At 71.4% G+C, this 17314-nt stretch carries 18 protein-coding genes; 15 read left to right on the forward strand and 3 right to left on the reverse strand.

Annotated elements, in window-relative coordinates; genetic code table 11:
- The first annotated feature begins 58 nt into the window (after positions 1-58).
- The 7 genes from ACIPJY_RS11960 (at position 59) to ACIPJY_RS11990 (ending at position 7633) form a co-directional block, all read left to right on the forward strand.
- Entirely contained in the window at positions 59-775 is a 717-nt protein-coding gene (locus ACIPJY_RS11960) for a GntR family transcriptional regulator (protein WP_400464198.1), read from the forward strand.
- 210 nt (positions 776-985) lie between these two features.
- Positions 986-2005: a sugar phosphate isomerase/epimerase family protein gene (locus ACIPJY_RS11965; RefSeq protein ID WP_400464195.1), complete on the forward strand. Its 1020-nt coding sequence runs from the start codon at positions 986-988 to the stop codon at positions 2003-2005.
- Positions 2002-2955 (forward strand): 3-hydroxyacyl-CoA dehydrogenase family protein, encoded by a 954-nt coding sequence (locus tag ACIPJY_RS11970; protein ID WP_400464192.1) that lies wholly within the window; start codon positions 2002-2004, stop codon positions 2953-2955. Before ACIPJY_RS11965 ends, ACIPJY_RS11970 begins: the two co-directional genes overlap by 4 nt.
- A gap of 17 nt (positions 2956-2972) precedes the next feature.
- Positions 2973-3734 carry an SDR family NAD(P)-dependent oxidoreductase gene (locus ACIPJY_RS11975; RefSeq protein ID WP_400464189.1) on the forward strand — a complete coding sequence of 254 codons (762 nt, stop codon included), beginning with the start codon at positions 2973-2975 and terminating at the stop codon, positions 3732-3734.
- A gap of 64 nt (positions 3735-3798) precedes the next feature.
- Positions 3799-5187 (forward strand): MFS transporter, encoded by a 1389-nt coding sequence (locus tag ACIPJY_RS11980; protein WP_400464186.1) that lies wholly within the window; start codon positions 3799-3801, stop codon positions 5185-5187.
- The gene (locus tag ACIPJY_RS11985; RefSeq protein ID WP_400464183.1) at positions 5184-6887 is read left to right on the forward strand and encodes a dihydroxyacetone kinase family protein; all 1704 of its coding nucleotides are present in this window, start codon (positions 5184-5186) and stop codon (positions 6885-6887) included. Before ACIPJY_RS11980 ends, ACIPJY_RS11985 begins: the two co-directional genes overlap by 4 nt.
- Complete coding sequence (locus ACIPJY_RS11990) at positions 6884-7633, forward strand: triose-phosphate isomerase family protein (protein WP_400464180.1); 750 nt, start codon at positions 6884-6886, stop codon at positions 7631-7633. The genes ACIPJY_RS11985 and ACIPJY_RS11990 overlap by 4 nt, the downstream gene beginning before the upstream one ends.
- Here the strand turns inward: ACIPJY_RS11990 and ACIPJY_RS11995 are convergent.
- Positions 7630-8310, reverse strand: a complete 681-nt coding sequence (locus ACIPJY_RS11995) for an SDR family NAD(P)-dependent oxidoreductase (RefSeq protein WP_400464177.1) — start codon at positions 8308-8310, stop codon at positions 7630-7632. The two genes, ACIPJY_RS11990 and ACIPJY_RS11995, sit on opposite strands and share 4 nt — an antisense overlap.
- A 174-nt stretch (positions 8311-8484) precedes the next feature.
- On the opposite strand from ACIPJY_RS11995, the gene ACIPJY_RS12000 reads away from it, so the two are divergent.
- From ACIPJY_RS12000 to ACIPJY_RS12010, 3 genes are read left to right on the forward strand one after another with little or no spacing between them, the layout of a single operon-like run.
- Positions 8485-8667 (forward strand): hypothetical protein, encoded by a 183-nt coding sequence (locus ACIPJY_RS12000; RefSeq protein WP_400464174.1) that lies wholly within the window; start codon positions 8485-8487, stop codon positions 8665-8667.
- A gap of 20 nt (positions 8668-8687) precedes the next feature.
- Positions 8688-9227 (forward strand): MarR family winged helix-turn-helix transcriptional regulator, encoded by a 540-nt coding sequence (locus ACIPJY_RS12005; RefSeq protein WP_400464172.1) that lies wholly within the window; start codon positions 8688-8690, stop codon positions 9225-9227.
- A gap of 25 nt (positions 9228-9252) precedes the next feature.
- On the forward strand, positions 9253-9858 hold the full coding sequence (locus ACIPJY_RS12010) for a TetR/AcrR family transcriptional regulator (RefSeq protein ID WP_400464169.1): 606 nt from the start codon (positions 9253-9255) through the stop codon (positions 9856-9858).
- Between the two features lie 81 nt (positions 9859-9939).
- Here the strand turns inward: ACIPJY_RS12010 and ACIPJY_RS12015 are convergent, their stop codons facing one another.
- Entirely contained in the window at positions 9940-11064 is a 1125-nt protein-coding gene (locus tag ACIPJY_RS12015; protein ID WP_400464167.1) for a Gfo/Idh/MocA family protein, read from the reverse strand.
- Complete coding sequence (locus ACIPJY_RS12020) at positions 11040-11840, reverse strand: sugar phosphate isomerase/epimerase family protein (protein WP_400464164.1); 801 nt, start codon at positions 11838-11840, stop codon at positions 11040-11042. Before ACIPJY_RS12020 ends, ACIPJY_RS12015 begins: the two co-directional genes overlap by 25 nt.
- 218 nt (positions 11841-12058) lie before the next feature.
- Between ACIPJY_RS12020 and ACIPJY_RS12025 the strand changes: the two genes are divergently transcribed.
- The 5 genes from ACIPJY_RS12025 (at position 12059) to ACIPJY_RS12045 (ending at position 17308) form a co-directional block, all read left to right on the forward strand.
- Positions 12059-13360 carry an MFS transporter gene (locus ACIPJY_RS12025; RefSeq protein WP_400464161.1) on the forward strand — a complete coding sequence of 434 codons (1302 nt, stop codon included), beginning with the start codon at positions 12059-12061 and terminating at the stop codon, positions 13358-13360.
- 14 nt (positions 13361-13374) lie between these two features.
- Positions 13375-14601, forward strand: a complete 1227-nt coding sequence (locus ACIPJY_RS12030; protein ID WP_400464158.1) for an MFS transporter — start codon at positions 13375-13377, stop codon at positions 14599-14601.
- Between the two features lie 24 nt (positions 14602-14625).
- Positions 14626-15165, forward strand: a complete 540-nt coding sequence (locus tag ACIPJY_RS12035) for a cysteine hydrolase family protein (RefSeq protein WP_400464155.1) — start codon at positions 14626-14628, stop codon at positions 15163-15165.
- A gap of 122 nt (positions 15166-15287) precedes the next feature.
- Positions 15288-16604: a carboxylesterase family protein gene (locus ACIPJY_RS12040; protein WP_400464152.1), complete on the forward strand. Its 1317-nt coding sequence runs from the start codon at positions 15288-15290 to the stop codon at positions 16602-16604.
- A 122-nt stretch (positions 16605-16726) separates the two neighbouring features.
- Positions 16727-17308 (forward strand): TetR/AcrR family transcriptional regulator, encoded by a 582-nt coding sequence (locus ACIPJY_RS12045; RefSeq protein WP_400464149.1) that lies wholly within the window; start codon positions 16727-16729, stop codon positions 17306-17308.
- The last annotated feature ends 6 nt before the right edge of the window (positions 17309-17314 follow it).

Raw genomic sequence — 17314 nt, forward strand, 5'->3', positions numbered from 1 at the left:
CTCGCACCGTGCGAGGTGCGCAAGGGCGGCGCGTCGTCGATTCTCTAGGATCGAGGGTGTGACGACCACGGTGCCCGGCTTCCACGCGCAGCCCATCACGCAGCGCGGCCTCCGTGACCGCGTCTACGACCGGGTGCTCGACGTCCTGATGGGCCACGACGTCGAACCCGGGATGCGCCTGTCGATCGACGGCCTCGCCCGGACCCTCGGCGTCTCGCCCACCCCGGTGCGCGAAGCCCTCGTCCAGCTCGAACGGACCGGACTCGTCGTGCGCGAGGCGAACAAGGGCTACCGCGTCGCACCGCCGCTCGCCGGCGACCAGCTCGAAGCCCTCTTCGACGCCCGGCTCATCGTCGAGAGCGGTGCCGTCGAGCTCGCGGCCCGCGGGGACGTCGCCGCGTTGCGGGAACGCCTGGGTGCGGCGCTCGCGGACCAGGCGGCCGTCGCCGAGGAGATCGCGACGATCGGGGTCGGTGCCGCGTCCGAGGAGTTGATGGCCCGGTTCTTCCGGAGCGACTGGCAGTTCCACCAGCTCGTGTTCGACGCCGCCCGGAACCCGTTCCTGCTCGAGATGTCCGAGATCATCACGACGCGCGTGCACCGGATGCGGCAGATCGTCGAGGGTGGTGGCGACGACACGGACCGCGCTGTGCACGAGCACCGCGCGATCCTCGACGCGCTCGCCGAGGACCCCGGATCGGCCGTGGCCGCGATGCGTGTGCACATCGACGCCGTCCGGTTGCGGTCGCGGGCCGACGCGTCGCACGCGGGCTGACCCTCCGCCCGCGTGCGTTTCATGAGGGCACGGACGCCCGTACCGAGGTTCGGGTCAGCGGTACGGGCGTCCTGATCCTCCGAGCCCGATCTCCTTCGGAGCCCCCGTACGGGGGGTTTGGTCGAGATGGTTGCGCTCTGCCGTGGAGCATGTATCTTTCCTATAGGAAAGAGGTTCATCGCCGAACCGCGACATGCAAGGGAGCATTCCGTGAACCACGTACAGGACTGGGTCCAGCAGGACTGGGACACCGCGACCTGGACCGCCGAGACGTGGCCGATCGCCGCGTGCCTGCACGGCTTCCCCGCGGTCGGTCCGGACGGCGTCGCCGTGCACGACGCCGCACCCGAGGTCTGGGACGACATCCTCGGACAGGTCGCCGCCGCGGGCTTCTCGCTCGCCGAACTCGCCGACAGCCACATCCGCCCCGCCGACCTCGAGGCATCCCGCCGGGACGAGTTCCTCGCGATCGCCGCATCGCACGGCATCGGCATCCCGTCCGTGCACCTGCAGCGGAAGAGCGTCATCCAGCCCGGGCACGAGGAGGACAACCTCGCCTACGCCCACCGCACGATCGACGCCGCCGCGGAGTGGGGCATGCAGGTGTTCTCGACCGGGCTGCACCAGCCGTTCAACGAGGCCCAGCAGCGGGCGCTCTGGTTCTGGACGGCGCAGGGGCCGAAGGACCCGGACGACCCGGAGGTCTGGGCCGCCGCGGTCTCCCGGCTCCGCGAACTCGGCGAGCACGCCGCCTCGGTCGGGCTGCCGATGGCGCTCGAGCTCTACGAGGACACCTACCTGGGCACCGGTGACAGCGCCGTCCGCCTGGTCGAGGAGATCGGCCTGGACAACGTCGGGCTGAACGCCGACGTCGCCAACCTCATCCGCCTGCACCGCCCGGTGGAGGACTGGAAGGAGCTGTTCGCGACGACCATGCCGCACACGAACTACCTGCACGTGAAGAACTACACGCGGGACGAGGCCGCCGACGGCAGCTGGGCGACGAGCGCGCCGAGCACGATGGAGACCGGCCTCATCAACTACCGGCAGGTGCTGCGCGATGCCGTGGCGAAGGGCTTCCGCGGCATCCTCATGACCGAGCAGTACGGCGGGGACAGCCTCGGCGTCTGCGCCACGAACCAGCAGTACATCCGATCCGTCCTCGCGACGACGAAGCTCGGCGGGACCGCCGTGACCGCCGGGACGACCACCGAAGGAGCAACCCGATGAGCACCCTCGACATCGCCGTCGTCGGATCCGGCTACATGGGCGGCGGGATCGCACAGGTCCTCGCCCTCGCCGGCCACACCGTCCGGATCGCGGACGTGTCCGCCGAGATCGCCGCAGCCAACCGCGCGCGGCTCATCACCGAGACGGAGCAGTTCGTCGCCGACGGGCTGTTCCCCGCGGACGCCGTGGCGCGCGTCGACGCACACCTCAGTGCCGCCGACTCCATCGAGGAAGCGGTCGCCACGGCCGACTTCATCGAGGAGGCCGTCCCGGAGAAGCTCGAGATCAAGCACGACACCCTCCGTCGGATCAGTGCGGCTGCGCGACCCGACGCGGTCATCGGGTCGAACACGTCGACGATCCTGATCCAGTCCCTCGCCGAGGCCGTCACCGGTCCGGAGCGCTTCCTCGGGGTGCACTTCTCCAACCCGGCACCGTTCATCCCCGGCGTCGAGCTCATCCCGCACCCGACGACGAACGACCACGCGGTCGAGGTCGCGGAGACCGTCGTCGCCGCGACGGGCAAGCAGTCGGCGCGCGTGAAGGACGCCACCGGCTTCGTGCTGAACCGCCTGCAGTACGCCCTGTTCGAGGAGGCGACGAAGATCGTCGACGAGGGCATCGCGACCCCCGACGACATCGACACGATCGTCCGGACGACCTTCGGGTTCCGTCTGCCGTTCTTCGGCCCGTTCGCGATCGCGGACATGGCCGGGCTGGACGTCTACGCGTTCTGCTTCGAGTCGCTGCAGACCCGTTGGCCGGAACGCTTCGCGACCCCGTCCTCGCTGCAGCAGCACGTCGACGCCGGCGAGCTCGGCACGAAGTCCGGTTCCGGCTACCTCGACGTGCCCGCCGACCGGACGCCGGAGCTCGTCGCCTACCGCAACCGCGCCTACGTCGCCATGCAGAAGCTCCTCGACGAGCTCGGCCCGGCACCGATCCACTGAACCCGGAGGGAACGACCATGAGCAACCAGAGCAAGACCGTCGTCCTCACCGGAGCAGCGTCACCGCGCGGCATCGGCCGTGCCACCGCGCACCACCTGGCCGAGGCCGGCTGGGACGTCGGCGTCATCGACCTCGACGACGACGCCTCGAGGGCGGTCGCTGCCGAGATCCGTGAGCAGCACGGCGTCCGGGCCGTCGGCGTCGGCGCGGACGTCGCGGACGAGTCCGCCGTCCGGGCCGCCTTCGACACGATCGAGGCCGAGCTCGACCCGATCGTGGCACTCGTGAACCTGGCCGGGGTCTCCTCGGCGCACGCGTACCTGGACCTGCCGGAGGGCGAGTGGCACCGCGTGCTCTCGATCAACCTCGACGGCGTGCACTTCGCGAGCCTGCGGGCCGCGGAGTCGATGGTCCGGAACGGTTACGGCCGGATCGTGAACCTGTCGTCGGTGTCCGCGCAGCGCGGCGGCGGGACGTTCAGCAAGACGCCGTACACGGTCGCCAAGGCCGGGGTGATCGGGCTCACGCGCGGCCTCGCCCGCGAGCTCGGCCCGCAGGGCGTCACCGTCAACGCGATCGCCCCCGGGCCGATCGACACCGACATCATGGGCGGCACGCTCACCGAGGAGCGGAAGACCGCGATGGCCGCCGACGGCGTGCTCCCGCGCATCGGCACCCCGCGCGACATCGCCGCCGCGGTCACCTACCTGATCAGCGAGGACGCCGGGTTCGTCACGGGCCAGACGCTCAACGTCGACGGCGGCCTCTACATGCACTGACGCATCGCCGCTGCGCCGACCGTCACCCCCACCGAACAGCACCGTGCTCGCAAAGGAGCGAACCGTGTCCCTCCCCAACGCCCCCGCGCTCGGGTCGACCAACGACCCCGGCCTGCAGTCCGCCATCGCCAAGGCGACGAAGCACCTCATGCCGATGCTCGTCATCCTGTACTTCGTCGCCTTCCTCGACCGCACCAACGTCGGCTTCGCGGAAGAGGCGCTCAGCGTCGACCGCGGCATCTCCGACGCGGCCTTCGCGCTCGGCGCCGGCATCTTCTTCATCGGCTACGCGATCTTCGAGATCCCCTCGAACCTGCTCCTCAAGCGGTTCGGCGCCCGGTTCTGGCTCGCCCGCATCGCGATCACGTGGGGCATCGTCGCCGCGCTGTTCGCGTTCACGACGAACGACACCATGTTCATCGTGCTGCGGTTCGTCCTCGGCGTGACCGAAGCGGGCCTGTTCCCCGGCGTGATCATGTACCTGTCGGAGTGGTTCCCGAACAAGGTCCGCGTCCGGATGTTCGCGATCTTCTACCTGGCGCAGCCGTTCTCGCAGATGATCGGCGCACCGCTGTCCGGCGGTCTCCTGAGCTTCGGCGACAAGGCGACGCCCTTCCACGGTTGGCAGGTGATGTTCGCGGGCGAGGGCATCCTCGCCGTGCTCGCCGGCATCGCGGCGCTGGTGTTCCTGACGAACAGCCCCCAGCAAGCGAAGTGGCTGGAACCGGGGGAGAAGCAGTCCCTGACCGCGGCGATGGCCCGGGAGGACTCCGCACGCAGTGAGGACGGCCCGAAGGGCATCTGGCGGGCGATGGCGAGCGGCCGCGTCTGGTACTTCACGATCATCTACTTCTGCCTGCAGGTCGCGGTCTACGGCACCACGTTCTACCTGCCGCAGCAGGTCTCGTCCCTCCTCGGGCAAGCGGTGGGCTGGCAGGTCGGCCTGGTCTCGGCGATCCCGTGGCTGGTCGGACTCGTCGCCTGCTACCTCGTCGGGTCGCGTGCGGACACCGTCGGTCGTCGGCGTCGCTGGGGAACGATGTTCTACATCACCACCGGGCTGTCGATCCTCGGGTCGGCGTGGGCCGGTGCGAACGGCCAGCCGGTCCTCGGCATCGTGTTCATCACCCTGGCGGTCGCGAGCTTCCTTGCCGTCGGACCGATCACGTGGGCCTACCCGACCGCGTTCCTGACGGGGGCAGCGGCCGCCGCCGGGATCGGGCTGATCAACTCGCTCGGCAACCTCGGCGGGTTCGTCGCCCCGATCATGCGCACCGCGATCAACGAGGTGGTCCCGACCGACAGCGGCGCCTTCGGGATCGTCTCCCTCGGGGTGCTGGCGTTCGTCGCCGCCGTGATGATCTTCTGCACCAAGTACTTCCGGGGGTCCCGCGCCGACGACCTCCTCGACACGAGCCACGTGCGCACGACCGATGCGGAGGCAGGACGATGACCCGACTGTTCAACGACCCGGCGGACTTCGCCGACGAGGCGGCGGACGGCTTCGTCGCCGCGAACCAGGCCTGGGTCCGACGCGTGCACGGCGGTGTCGCCCGCGCGACCGCCAGCCCGGACGGCACGGTGGCCGTGGTGATCGGCGGTGGCTCCGGCCACTACCCGGCCTTCGGCGGCCTGGTCGGACACGGCCTCGCGGCCGGTGCCGCGATGGGCAACCTGTTCGCCAGCCCGAGCGCACAGCAGGTGGCCGCCGTCGCCCGCGCGAGCGAGCACGGCGGCGGGGTGCTGCTGTCCTACGGCAACTACGCCGGCGACGTCCTCAACTTCGACGCCGCCACCCGCGCCCTGAACGACGAGGGCATCGACGTCCGCACCGTCCGGGTGACCGACGACGTGACGTCCGCGCCCGCGTCCGAGATCGAGCGGCGCCGCGGCATCGCGGGTGACCTCTGCGTGTTCAAGGTCGCCGGTGCGGCCGCCGAGCGCGGGGACTCCCTGGACCAGGTCACCGCGATCGCGAACCGCGCCAACGACCGCACGCGCAGCTTCGGCGTCGCGTTCTCTGGCTGCTCCCTCCCCGGCGCCGACGAGCCGCTGTTCACCGTGCCAGAGAGGCGGATGGCCATCGGCATGGGCATCCACGGCGAGCGGGGCATCGACGAGACCGAGGTGCCCACCGCGTCCGGGCTCGCGTCGATCCTGGTCGAGAAGCTCCTCGGGGAGCTGCCGGACGGCGTCGAGGTCCGGGGCGCGCGGGTCGTCCCGATCCTGAACGGGCTCGGGTCGGTGAAGTACGAGGAGCTCTTCGTCGTCTACGCGACGGTGCAGCGGCTGCTCGAGGACGCCGGTGTCGTCATCGTGGAGCCCGAGGTCGGCGAACTCGTCACGAGCTTCGACATGGCCGGGGTCTCGCTCACCCTGTTCTGGCTCGACGCCGAACTCGAGGAACTGTGGGCAGCACCGGCGGACACCCCCGCGTACCGGAAGGGCGGCGCCGTCCCGCAGGAGCGCCTCCCCGAGGACGTCCTCACCGCGGACGTCGCGGCACCCGTCGGCCCGGCATCGGAGGACTCCCGTGCGTTCGCCGCCAGGATCGCCACCGCCCTCGGCACGGTCCGGCAGGTCCTCGACGAGCACGCCGACGAGCTCGGGCACATCGACGCCGTCGCCGGCGACGGCGACCACGGCATCGGCATGCAGCGCGGATCGGCCGCCGCCGACGCCGCGGCCGCGGACGCCGTCGCGCGCGGCGCCGGAGCCGGCACCACCCTCGCGATCGCCGCGGATGCCTGGTCCGACAAGGCGGGCGGCACGTCCGGTGCGATCTGGGGTGCCGGCCTGGAGGCCATGGGTCGCGTCATCGGGGACCAGGAGCGCCCGGCACCGGCCACCGTCCAGGGCGCGGTGCACGCCGCCGTCGAGGCGGTCCTCGCCTTCGGCGCGGTCGTGGGCGACAAGACCATGGTCGACGCCATCGTCCCGTTCGACGACGTGCTCGGCGACCGGATCGACGGCGGCTCCCCGGTCGCGGAGGCCTGGCGTGCCGCGGCCGACGCCGCTCGCGAGGCGGCCGACGCCACGGCCGGCCTGCTCCCGAGGATGGGCAGGGCCCGCACGCACGCCGAGCACGCGGTCGGCACGCCCGACCCGGGGGCGGTGTCGTTCGCGCTCATCGTCGACGCGGTCGCGCCGTGATCACGATCGGCGTCTCGTTGAAGACGTACCTCGGCCACGCGCAGACGATCGCGTGGGCCGAGGCCGTCGCCGACATCGCGCGCGACCACCCGGCGGTGACCAGCGGCGCGGTCGAGCTCTTCGTGGCCCCGACCTTCCCGTCGCTCGTCCCGGTGCGGGCAGCGCTGGCGGGATCGGGCGTGCTGCTCGCTGCCCAGGACCTGGCGGAGGAGGACGCGGGGCCGTTCACCGGCGAGGTCTCCGGCGCCGAGCTGGCCGAGATCGGGGTCGACCTCGTCGAGATCGGGCACGCCGAGCGCCGGTCCCTGTTCCACGAGGACGACGCGACGGTCGCGCGGAAGGTCCGTGCGGCGTTCCGCAACCACCTGCGGCCGCTCGTCTGCGTCGGGGAGGCGACCCGGGCCTCCCGTCCGGCCGCGATCGAGGACGTGACCGGACAGCTCGACCGGGCCGTCTCGCCGGATGCCGCCGGTCCCGTCGTCGTTGCCTACGAGCCGGTCTGGGCCATCGGCGCTGCCGAGCCCGCGCCGGACGACCACATCGTCGGCGTCCTCGCCGGCATCACGGAGCACCTCGAGCGGCGGCCGGAGCTCGCCGGCTCCGTCGTGGTCTACGGCGGCAGCGCCGGACCGGGGCTGCTCACCCGTGGGCGGGGCCGCATCGGCGGGCTCTTCCTCGGGCGGTTCGCGCACGACCCCGCCGCGGTCCGGACGATCCTCGACGAGGCGCTCGCCCTCACGCGCTAGATCGTGACGGAGCCGAGCACCCGGTGCGCGATCGAGATCGACTCGCCCGACACCGCGGACAGCGGCGAGGACAGGAACGCGACGAGGTCGGCGATCTGCTCCGGGCTGGACTCGCCACCGGAACCGCGCTGGACCTCCGTCGCCGGCTCGTCGGTGACCGTCCCGGGGTTGACCACGTTCACGGTGACACCGGTGCCAGCGAACTCGTCGGCGAGGTTCTTCGCGATGACGCTCACGGCCGTGTTGCGGAGGGATGCGGTGATGTTGCCGGAGAAGTAGGCGTTCTGCCCGCTCACCACGACGACCCGACCGAAGCCCTCGTCCCGCTGGCCGGGGAGCACGGCGTTCGCGACCCGGAGGAACCCGAGGGCCTTGCCGTCGATCGCGGACGCGATCTGCTCCGGGTCGGACTTCTTCGCGGGGTCGAGCGTGCCGGCGCTCGGGGCGGCCGTCACGACGAGGACGTCGATGCGCCCGTGCTGCTCGAGGACCGCGGCGACACCGGCGTCGACCGAGGCCTGGTCGGCGGTGTCGATCGCGACGCCGTCACCGCCGGCGCTGCGCGATGCCACGACGACGGTCGCCCCTTCGGCCCGGAGCCGGTCGGCGACGGCGCTGCCGATGTAGCCCCTCCCTCCGACGACGAGCGCGACACGGTCCGTGAGCTGGAGATCCATGCCCCCGACGCTATCCCCGCGCGCTCGCCGAGCACCCGTTCGTACACCGCTCTGTACAGTTCACTGCGCGAAACGTACATCCGCTGAATCGTTCATTGCGTGAATGGTTCATCTTCTGAAAGACTTCCCTCGTCCAACCCGGACACGTAGGCGATCAGGAAAGTGGAAGACGACATGCGCAGCACGTACCACGGGGCTCAGCGGAACCCCCGCCTCTTCGGCTCCCACCCCCGCGTGGGCCTGACCGCGCCGGCTGTCATCGCGGCGTACGTCAACGCACGCGTCGAGGACCCGTCGCTCCTGTCCCAGCAGACCGAGCCGTCCTACGCGGACTTCTTCACCGTGCCGCAGGCCTGACAACCGGAGTTCATGACCACATGCCGTTGACCGTCGTCCGCCGCGAGCACGTCCACCTCTACGCTCACGAGCCCCGCTCCACCGCTGCGAAGGGCGCCGTCGACGCGCTGCTCAAGCTGCAGCACGCCGAGGACCGGCAGATCGAGCAGGCCCGGACCGAGAGCGGCCTGTCGAAGAACGAGTTCCTCGCCGTCCGCTACATGCTGCAGGCGCACCGCGACGGTCGCGCGATGGGGCCGAAGGACCTCGCCGTGATGCTCACGGTGTCGAACGCGTCGGTCACGAAGATCGTGGACGGTCTGGTCGAGAAGGGCGACCTGGTCCGGACGGCCCACCCCACCGACCGCCGGGCCCAGGTGCTCGAGCCCACGGAGCAGGCCGCGGCGAAGATCGACGCCTCGTACGCGCGCTTCCACGAGATCGTCGTCGAGGTGCTCGACCGCCTGCCGGACGCCGACAACGAGGTCGTCGCGAGCGCACTCGGCGAGATCGTCGACGCGCTCACCCGGGCGGTCCCGGAGCCCGCTGACGAGTACACGGTGGACGACACCAGCGCCTGAAACCTTCCAGCGGTAAGTTGTCTGCATGACCGCCGCCGAGGACGCCGACACCGCGCCCCGGCGCGGGTACCGCAAGGGCGCCGAGCGGCGGGTGCAGATCCTCGACGAGATGATCCGCATGGTCGCGGAACAGGGCGTCGACGCATCCTCGCTCCGCTCCGTCGCCGAGGCGCTCGGCATCACGCACGCCGCACTCCGGCACTACTTCCCGTCGCGGGACGAACTCCTGCTCGCCGTCTACCGCGAGCACGAGGTCCGCGAGCAGGGCGCCCCTGACCGGCTGGAGTCCGCGATCGGGGACATGCGGGAGAGCGCCGGTCGGAACCGGGAGATCCCGGGCCTCGTGCAGCTCTACACGACGCTCTCGGCGGACGCCGTGAGCGAGGGCCACCCGTCCACCCGGGAGTTCATGCGGGAGCGGTTCGCCCGGCTGCGGAGCGAACTCGCCGACCTCATCCGGCGCGACCAGGAACTCGGGCGCATCCGGGCCGACCTGGACCCGACGGACCTGGCGTCCCTCAGCATCGCGGCGTCGGACGGGCTGCAGGTCCAGTGGTTGCTCGACCCGGACGCGGTGGACGGCGAACGGGTCCTGAGCCTGCTCGAGCACATCGTCCCGCCGGCGGACTGACCCGAGCACCCCGTCGTCCCCGGGAACGCCGGAACGGCCGGCTCCGGGAGAGGAGCCGGCCGTTCCGGTGGTGCTGCGCCGTCAGGCGGTGAGGACCGCGGCCGCGGGGTCGAAGTCCTCGGGGAGCGGCGGGATGTCGGCGACGGTCGACGTGATGTCGACGGCCGACCCGTTCGCCGCGGCGTCGCGGATGCCGAGCAGCACGTCGAGGACGTGCAGCGCGGTCGCACCGGAGGCGCGCTCGGGGCGGTCCTCCGCGATCGCACGAGCGAGCTCGACGACACCGGTGCCACGGCCCCAGGTGGAACCGACGGCGCTGATCGTCTCCGGCTCGTCCTGGCCGTAGCGCCAGAGGGTGGAATCGCCCTCGAACGTGTTCGGGTCCGGGAGCGAGATCGTGCCGAGCGTGCCGTTGATCTCGACGAAGCCCATGCGCGGGAGCGCGTGCTGGAACGAGAACGTCGACTGGGCGGACTGCCCGCCGGCGAACTCGATGAGCGCCGCGTGGTGCGTGGGGACCTCGACCGGGAACGTCTCGCCCGCGCGGTCGCCGGACGCGATGGTCCGCCGGTCGAGCGACTTCGACGAGACCGCCTGCACGCGGGTGGCGGCACCGAGGGCGTGCACGAGCGTGGTCACGTAGTACGGGCCCATGTCGAACAGCGGACCGGCACCGGTCGCGAACAGGAAGTCCGGGTTCGGGTGCCACGCCTCGGGGCCGGGCACGTGGAACATCGTCGTCGCGGTGAGCGGCTCGCCGATGTCACCGCGGGCGATGGCCCGGAGCGCCGTCTGGATGCCGGCGCCGAGCACGGTGTCCGGCGCCGTGGCGACGCGGAGGCCCTTCGCCTTCGCCGACTCGAGCACCGCAGCGGCGGAGTCGTGGTCGGTGGCGATCGGCTTCTCGCTCCACACGTGCTTGCCGGCGTCGATGATCTGCTGGTCGACCTCGGCGTGTGCGGCCGGGATCGTCAGGTTGATGACGATCTGCACGTCGTCACGGGCGAGGAGTTCCTCGACCGTGCCGGACGCCGCGACCCCGTAGGCGGACGCCTGCGCGGCGGCCCGGTCGAGCAGGACGTCGGCGACGAAGCGGACCTCGACGTCGGCGAACTTCGTCAGGTTCTCCAGGTACTGCGTGGAGATGTTGCCGGCACCGATGATGCCGATCCCGACACGACTCACTTGTCGTTGTCCTTCAGCCATGCGAGCGACTCGGTGATGCCCTCGAAGACGTCGCCCTTGTACGCGTCGAACTCGACGACGCGGATGGCGTTCGGCGCGGCGGCGAGGATCGCCGGCACGTCGACGTCGCCCTGGCCGGCGGGCGTCTGGTTCTCGAACGCACGCTGCAGCGCCTCGGGGACGATGAGGGCGCTCTCCGAGGAGGGCAGCGCGGTGCGGATGTCGCCGTCGACCTTGCCGTCCTTCACGTGGATGGCGACGACGCGGTCACCGAGCGACTGCAGCACGGCGGGGGCGTCAGCGCCGCCGACGGTGGCCCAGAACGTGTCGAGCTCCAGGACGGTCTCCGGGCTGATCTGCGAGACGAACAGGTCGTAGACGGTGCGACCGTCGACCTTGTTCGTGAACTCCCACTGGTGGTTGTGGTAGCCGAACTGCAGGCCACGGGCGGTCGCCTCGGCGGTGAGCACGTTGACGCGCTCGGCGATCTTCGCGACGTCGTCGGCGGTCTGCCAGCGGTCCGTCGGGATGAACGGGTCGATGACGGTGTGGATGCCGAGGCGCTCGGCGGCGTCCCAGATCGGAGCCGTGTCCTCGGCGTCGATGACGGCGACGTGGCCCGACGGTGCCTGCAGGCCGGTCGCGGCGAAGGCGCGCTCGAGGTCGGTGGCGCGCTCGACGAACGCGTAGGGCTCGACGTTCTCGTAGCCGATCTCGCGGACGCGGGCGATGGCGGCGTCGAGGTCTTCGGCGATGGCGTCGCGCAGCGAGTACAGCTGCACAGAGGTGGTGGGCATTGCAGAGGCTCCTTCGATCCTGGCTGGGGTGGTGCCGACCCGCCGGGACGCGATGCTCCGCGGCGAGACCGATCACGACGCTACACGGAAAACCATCCGCTGTGTAGTTTTTGCTGCGCCGTGTTTCGTCGGGCATCGCCATGTCATGACGTCTCGATGTATGCTCGCCTCTGTCAAAACCTTGCCATACAAGGTTTTCATCGACTCAAGGAGGCGTCATGAGCACACCCGAACCCGCGGAGACCCCGGTCCTGCTGCACCCCGAAGAGGGCATCACCCAGCCGGTCAGCACCATGCGGGTCGGGCTCGGCTACCAGATCGCGCTGTTCCTCGGACAGTTCGGCCTGTTCGTGGCGCTCATGGCCCCGGTCTACGTCAGCATGCAGCTCAAGGCCGAGGCGCTCGTCGGTTCGGACGCCGCCAACGTCATCGGATCGGTCCTGCCGATCGGTGCGTTCGGTGCGCTCATCATGAACCCGCTCGCCGGCGCGCTGTCCGACCGGACCCGCACCCGCTGGGGTCGTCGTCGCCCGTGGATGCTCACGGGTGTCGTCGTCTTCGCGATCGCCCTGGCGTGGATCGCGTACGCACCCGACACCACGCAGCTCACCCTCGGCTGGCTGCTCGCCCAGCTCTCGGCGAACACGGTCCTCGCCACCCTGACCGCGAGCTTCGCGGACAACGTGCCGCAGTTCCAGCGCGGGAAGTCGTCGAGCATCATCGCGCTCGCGCAGAACATCGCGGTCCTCGCCGGCACCTACCTGTCGGTGTTCTTCGTCGCGAACCTGCCGGTGCTGTTCATCGCGCCCGGCATCCTGGCGATCATCCTCGTGGTGGTCTACGCCGTCGTGGCTCGAGACGACCTGCCGACCTACAAGCTCAAGAAGTTCACCTTCCTCAACCTGGTCTCCTCGTTCTGGACGAACCCGATCAAGAACCCGGACTTCGCGTTCGCCTGGTGGTCGCGCTTCCTCATCATCTTCGCGACGTTCATGTTCACGACGTACCGCCTGCTCTACATGAAGGAGCACATCGGCATCACGAGCGACAAGCAGGCCACCGCGGCCGTCGCGTTCGGTGTGCTGCTCTACACGATCGCCCTGCTCGTCAGTGCGGCGCTGTCCGGCTGGCTGTCCGACCGGCTCGGGCGTCGCAAGGTCTTCGTCGGCGGGTCCACCGCCCTGTTCGCGATCGGGCTCGTCGCCCTGGCACACGCCGACACCGTGCACGGGTTCTACGTCGCCGAGGTCATCATGGGCTTCGCGTACGGCATCTACTCGGCCATCGACACCGCCCTGGTGGTCGACGTCCTGCCGAACGCGGACCGCCCGGGCAAGGACCTCGGCGTGATCAACATCGCCAACGCGCTCCCGCAGTCGCTCGCCCCGGCCGCGTCGCTGTTCTTCCTGAAGTTCGGGACCAGCGGCTCGCCGGACAACTACGAGTTGATGTGCTGGGCCGCCGGGATCGTCGCCATCATCGGTGCGCTCGTGGTGATCCCGATCAAGCGCGTGCGCTGATACGTTCTGGCGTCATGACGCACGCGCCGGTCGACGTCGACCAACGCCACCTCGCCCGCTGGCGGAACGCGATCATCGTCGCGTTCGGCCTCGGTGGCATCAGCCTCGCCGCCTGGGGCCCACGCCTGCCGGAGATCCGTGCCGAGCTCGGCGTCGACACCGGCACCATCGGCCTGATGCTCGGCGGCGTGACGATCGGCTCGATCGGCGGGCTGCTGTCCGCGGCGCCGCTGCTCCGGCGGTTCGGCGGTCGGAGCGCCCTGACCGCCGTCGTCGTGCTCGTCCCACTGGCCATCGCCGTGCTCGGCCTGGCGGCCGCGCTGCACTCCGTGCCGCTGGCCGCGGTCGCGTTCGTCGTCGCCGGCGCCGGGATCGGCTCGCTCGACGTGATGGCGAACGTCGAGGGCACGGCCATCGAGGCGCTCGCGGGGCGCACGCTCCTCCCGTTGATGCACGCTGCATGGTCGGGAGGCGCGGCGCTCGGAGCCGGGATCGCCGCACTGTGTTCGGCACTCGGCATCACGGTCTCCACCCAGTTGGTCGTGGAGGCCGCGGTCCTGCTGGTGGTCGGCGTGGTCGCCATGCGCGCGGTGCCGGACGGCACCCGCGCCGAGGACCACGACGACACGCTGACACCGGGGCAGCGCATCCGCGCCTGGGCCAGGGGCTGGGCGGACGTCCGCCTGCTCATGATCGGCGTCGTGATGCTCGGCGTCGAGCTCGGCGAGGGGTCCGCGAACAACTGGCTCGCGCTCGCCACGACCGACGGGCACGGGCAGTCGGCGACGATCGGGGCCCTGTTCTTCACGGTGTTCGCGGTTTCCGAGGCGGCGACCCGCGTCTTCGCCGGGCCCGTGGTGGACCGGCTCGGCCGGGTCCGCACCGTGCGCTGGACCACGGCGCTCGGCATCGTCGGGGCGATCCTGTTCATCGTCGGCGGCTCGTGGTGGATCACCCTCATCGGCGTCGTGCTGTGGGCGGTCGGCGTCTCGATGGGCTTCCCGCTCGGGATGTCCGCGGCGGCGCAGAGCGGACCGAACCCGGCCGCCCGCGTGAGCGTCGTCGCGTCGATCGGGTACTTCGCGAACTTCGCCGGGCCGCCGGTCATCGGCGCGATCGCCGAGCACGTCGGCGCACTCGGCGCGCTCTGGCTCGTCGCGGTCCTCTTCGTCGCCGCGTTCGCCGCGTCCGGCTCCCTCCGTCCGGTCCCGGCGGCCACGGACCGAGCCACATCGCAGTGACGCCGGAACGGCGATACTCATGGGATGACCCGTGCTCTCGTCCTCGTCGACATCCAGCGTGACTACTTCCCCGGCGGGGCGTTCCCGCTGGTCGAACCGCTCGCCGCAGCCGCTGCCGCACGCGCGGTCCTCGACGCGTTCCGTGCATCCGGTGAGCTCGTCGTGCACGTCTTCCACGTCAGCACGGACCCGGACGCGACGTTCTTCCGGCCGGGGACGACCGGTGTCGACTTCCACGAGCTGGTCGAACCCGCGCCCGGAGAGACCGTGCTCGAGAAGCACCGTCCGAACAGCTTCATCGACACGGGCCTCCAGACCGTCCTCGACGACGCCGGCGTCTCGGAGCTCGTCATCGTCGGGATGATGAGCAGCATGTGCATCGACTCGACGACCCGGGCCGCGCACGAGCTCGGGTACACGTGCACGGTGGTGTCCGACGCGTGTGCTGCACCGGACCTGCGGTACGGGGACACGGTGGTCCCCGGGGCGAGCGTGCACGCCGCGTTCATGGCGGCGCTGGACGGCAGTTTCGCGACCGTCGCCAGCAGCAGCGCCGTCGCCTGACACGGCGCACCGGGCGGGGCGCGAGCGGCCGCGGGACGCGAGCCGGCGCCGGACGCGAGCCGGCGCCGGACGCGAGCCGGCGCACCGGGCCCGCACCGAGCCTCCAGGGCTAGCGTGGCCGGGTGAGCGACGACGGAACCAGGACCTTCGACAGCCCCGCCGGACGCATCCGCGGATCGCTCGACGGTGACGTCGTCCGCGTGCTCGGCGTCCCGTACGCGCAGGCGGACCGCTTCCGCCCGCCGCAGCCGATGCCCGTCTTCGACGACGTGTTCCACGCCGACTTCCCGGCCCCGGTCGCACCGCAGCCCGCTGCGACCGTCGTCGACCAGCTCCTGCACGTCATCGAGGCCGAGGTCGACGAGCGCTGCCAAGCGCTCTCGATCACCATCCCGGCGGACATCGGCGCGGACGAACGGCTGCCCGTCATGGTGTGGATCCACGGCGGCTCCTACGTCATCGGCGGGGGCGACGTGCCGATCAACGACCCGTACAACCTGGTCCGCGAACAGCGCGTGATCGTCGTCACGGTCACGTACCGGCTCGGGGTGCTCGGTTTCCTCGGTGACGGGGAGCGCACCCCGGCGAACCTCGGGCTGCTCGACCTCGTCGCGTCACTGCGCTGGGTGCGGGAGAACATCGCGGCGTTCGGCGGCGACCCGGACCTCGTGACGCTCTTCGGCCAGTCCGCCGGGGGCGACGCCGTCGCGCACCTGATGATCAGCGACGGCGCCGAGGGGCTGTTCCGTCGGGCGATCGTGCAGAGTGCGCCGCTCGGACTCTCCCGGAACCGCGCGCGCATGAACCGCGCGATGGTCGACGCGGTCGGCGTGGTCACGGAGGACACCCCGCTCGAGGACCTGCTCGACCGGCAGGCGCTCGGTACCAAGGTCGCTGCTCCGTACGGCCTCCGCGGCGGGATGCCGTTCGGCACGCAGTACGGTCACGCCCCGCTGCCCGCCGAACGTGACCTCGCCGACGCGTGGCGCCGGGTCGCTCCGCGGATCGACGTGCTCATCGGCTCGGCATCGGACGAGGCCGGCATGTACGTGCCGGTGATCCCCGTCCTGAAGCGCATCGTTCGGCACCGGGTGCCGCGCGCACTCGTGCGGTGGTGGCTCGTCCGCCCGCTGACCGCGGTGATCTACGGGCGGGACGCCCGCGCGTTCGCCGCTCGGCACCGCGACGCCGGCGGGAACGCGACCGTCTACCGGCTGCTCCGCGGTGCCACCGTCCGGCCGACGGGTGCGGTGCACATGAGCGACCTGCCGCTGATCCTCGGAGGCAAGGAGGCCTGGGCCGGCAGCCGGTTCGTCCCGGAGCGGGACTGGGCCGAGGTGGAGCGGCGCGGGCCGCGCGTGCGCGCGATCTGGGCGGAGTTCGCCCGGACCGGCCGGGTGACCGCGGCGGACGACGAGACGCTGGTGTTCGAGCGCTGACCCTGCGGGGCGCCGCCCGGGCCCGTCCCGGCGCCGCCCGGGCCCGTCCCGGCTCCGGGCGGCTGCGAGTCCCCAGAACGGGCGGTCGCGCCGCACCCCGGCCGCACCGGACAATCGACGTCATGCCCGCGTCCGACCACGACCTCCGCGCCCGCATCGTCGCCGCCGGCATCGCCGCGTACCGCGAGGCCGACTTCCACGACGTCGGCCCCACCGATGTCGCGCGGCTCGCCGGCATCTCCGAGAGCGAGCTCCGCCGCGTCTTCCCCCTCTGGGAGCTCTTCGTCGTGGCCGTCGTCGACCGCTGGAACAACGGCGTGCGCCGGACCCTGTGGGCGCTCGCCGAAGAGCACGGCGCGGTCGCGTACGTCCGCGCCCGCCTGGAGTCCGGGATCGAGGACCCGGCACTCGTCCGACTCCGCATCGCCGTGATGAGCGCCGCCTCGAACCCCTCGCACGCCGCGGCCGGCTGGTTCCGCGGGCAGTACACGCGATCGTTCGAAGACCTCACCCTCGCACTCGCACGGGACGTCGTCGCCGGACGCGAACCGCGGGGCACGTCCCCTCGGCACGGCGCCGAGCAGCTCTTCGCCCTCTTCGAGGGACTGCAGCTCCAGGCGATGCTCCGCGACGACGTCGACCTGCTGCCGGGCTTCGACCGCGCGGTCGCACGGATGCGGGTCGGCTGGGGCGCCGGCGTCTGACCGGGG

This window comes from Curtobacterium sp. NPDC090223 (assembly GCF_044746585.1).
Classification (GTDB): domain Bacteria; phylum Actinomycetota; class Actinomycetes; order Actinomycetales; family Microbacteriaceae; genus Curtobacterium.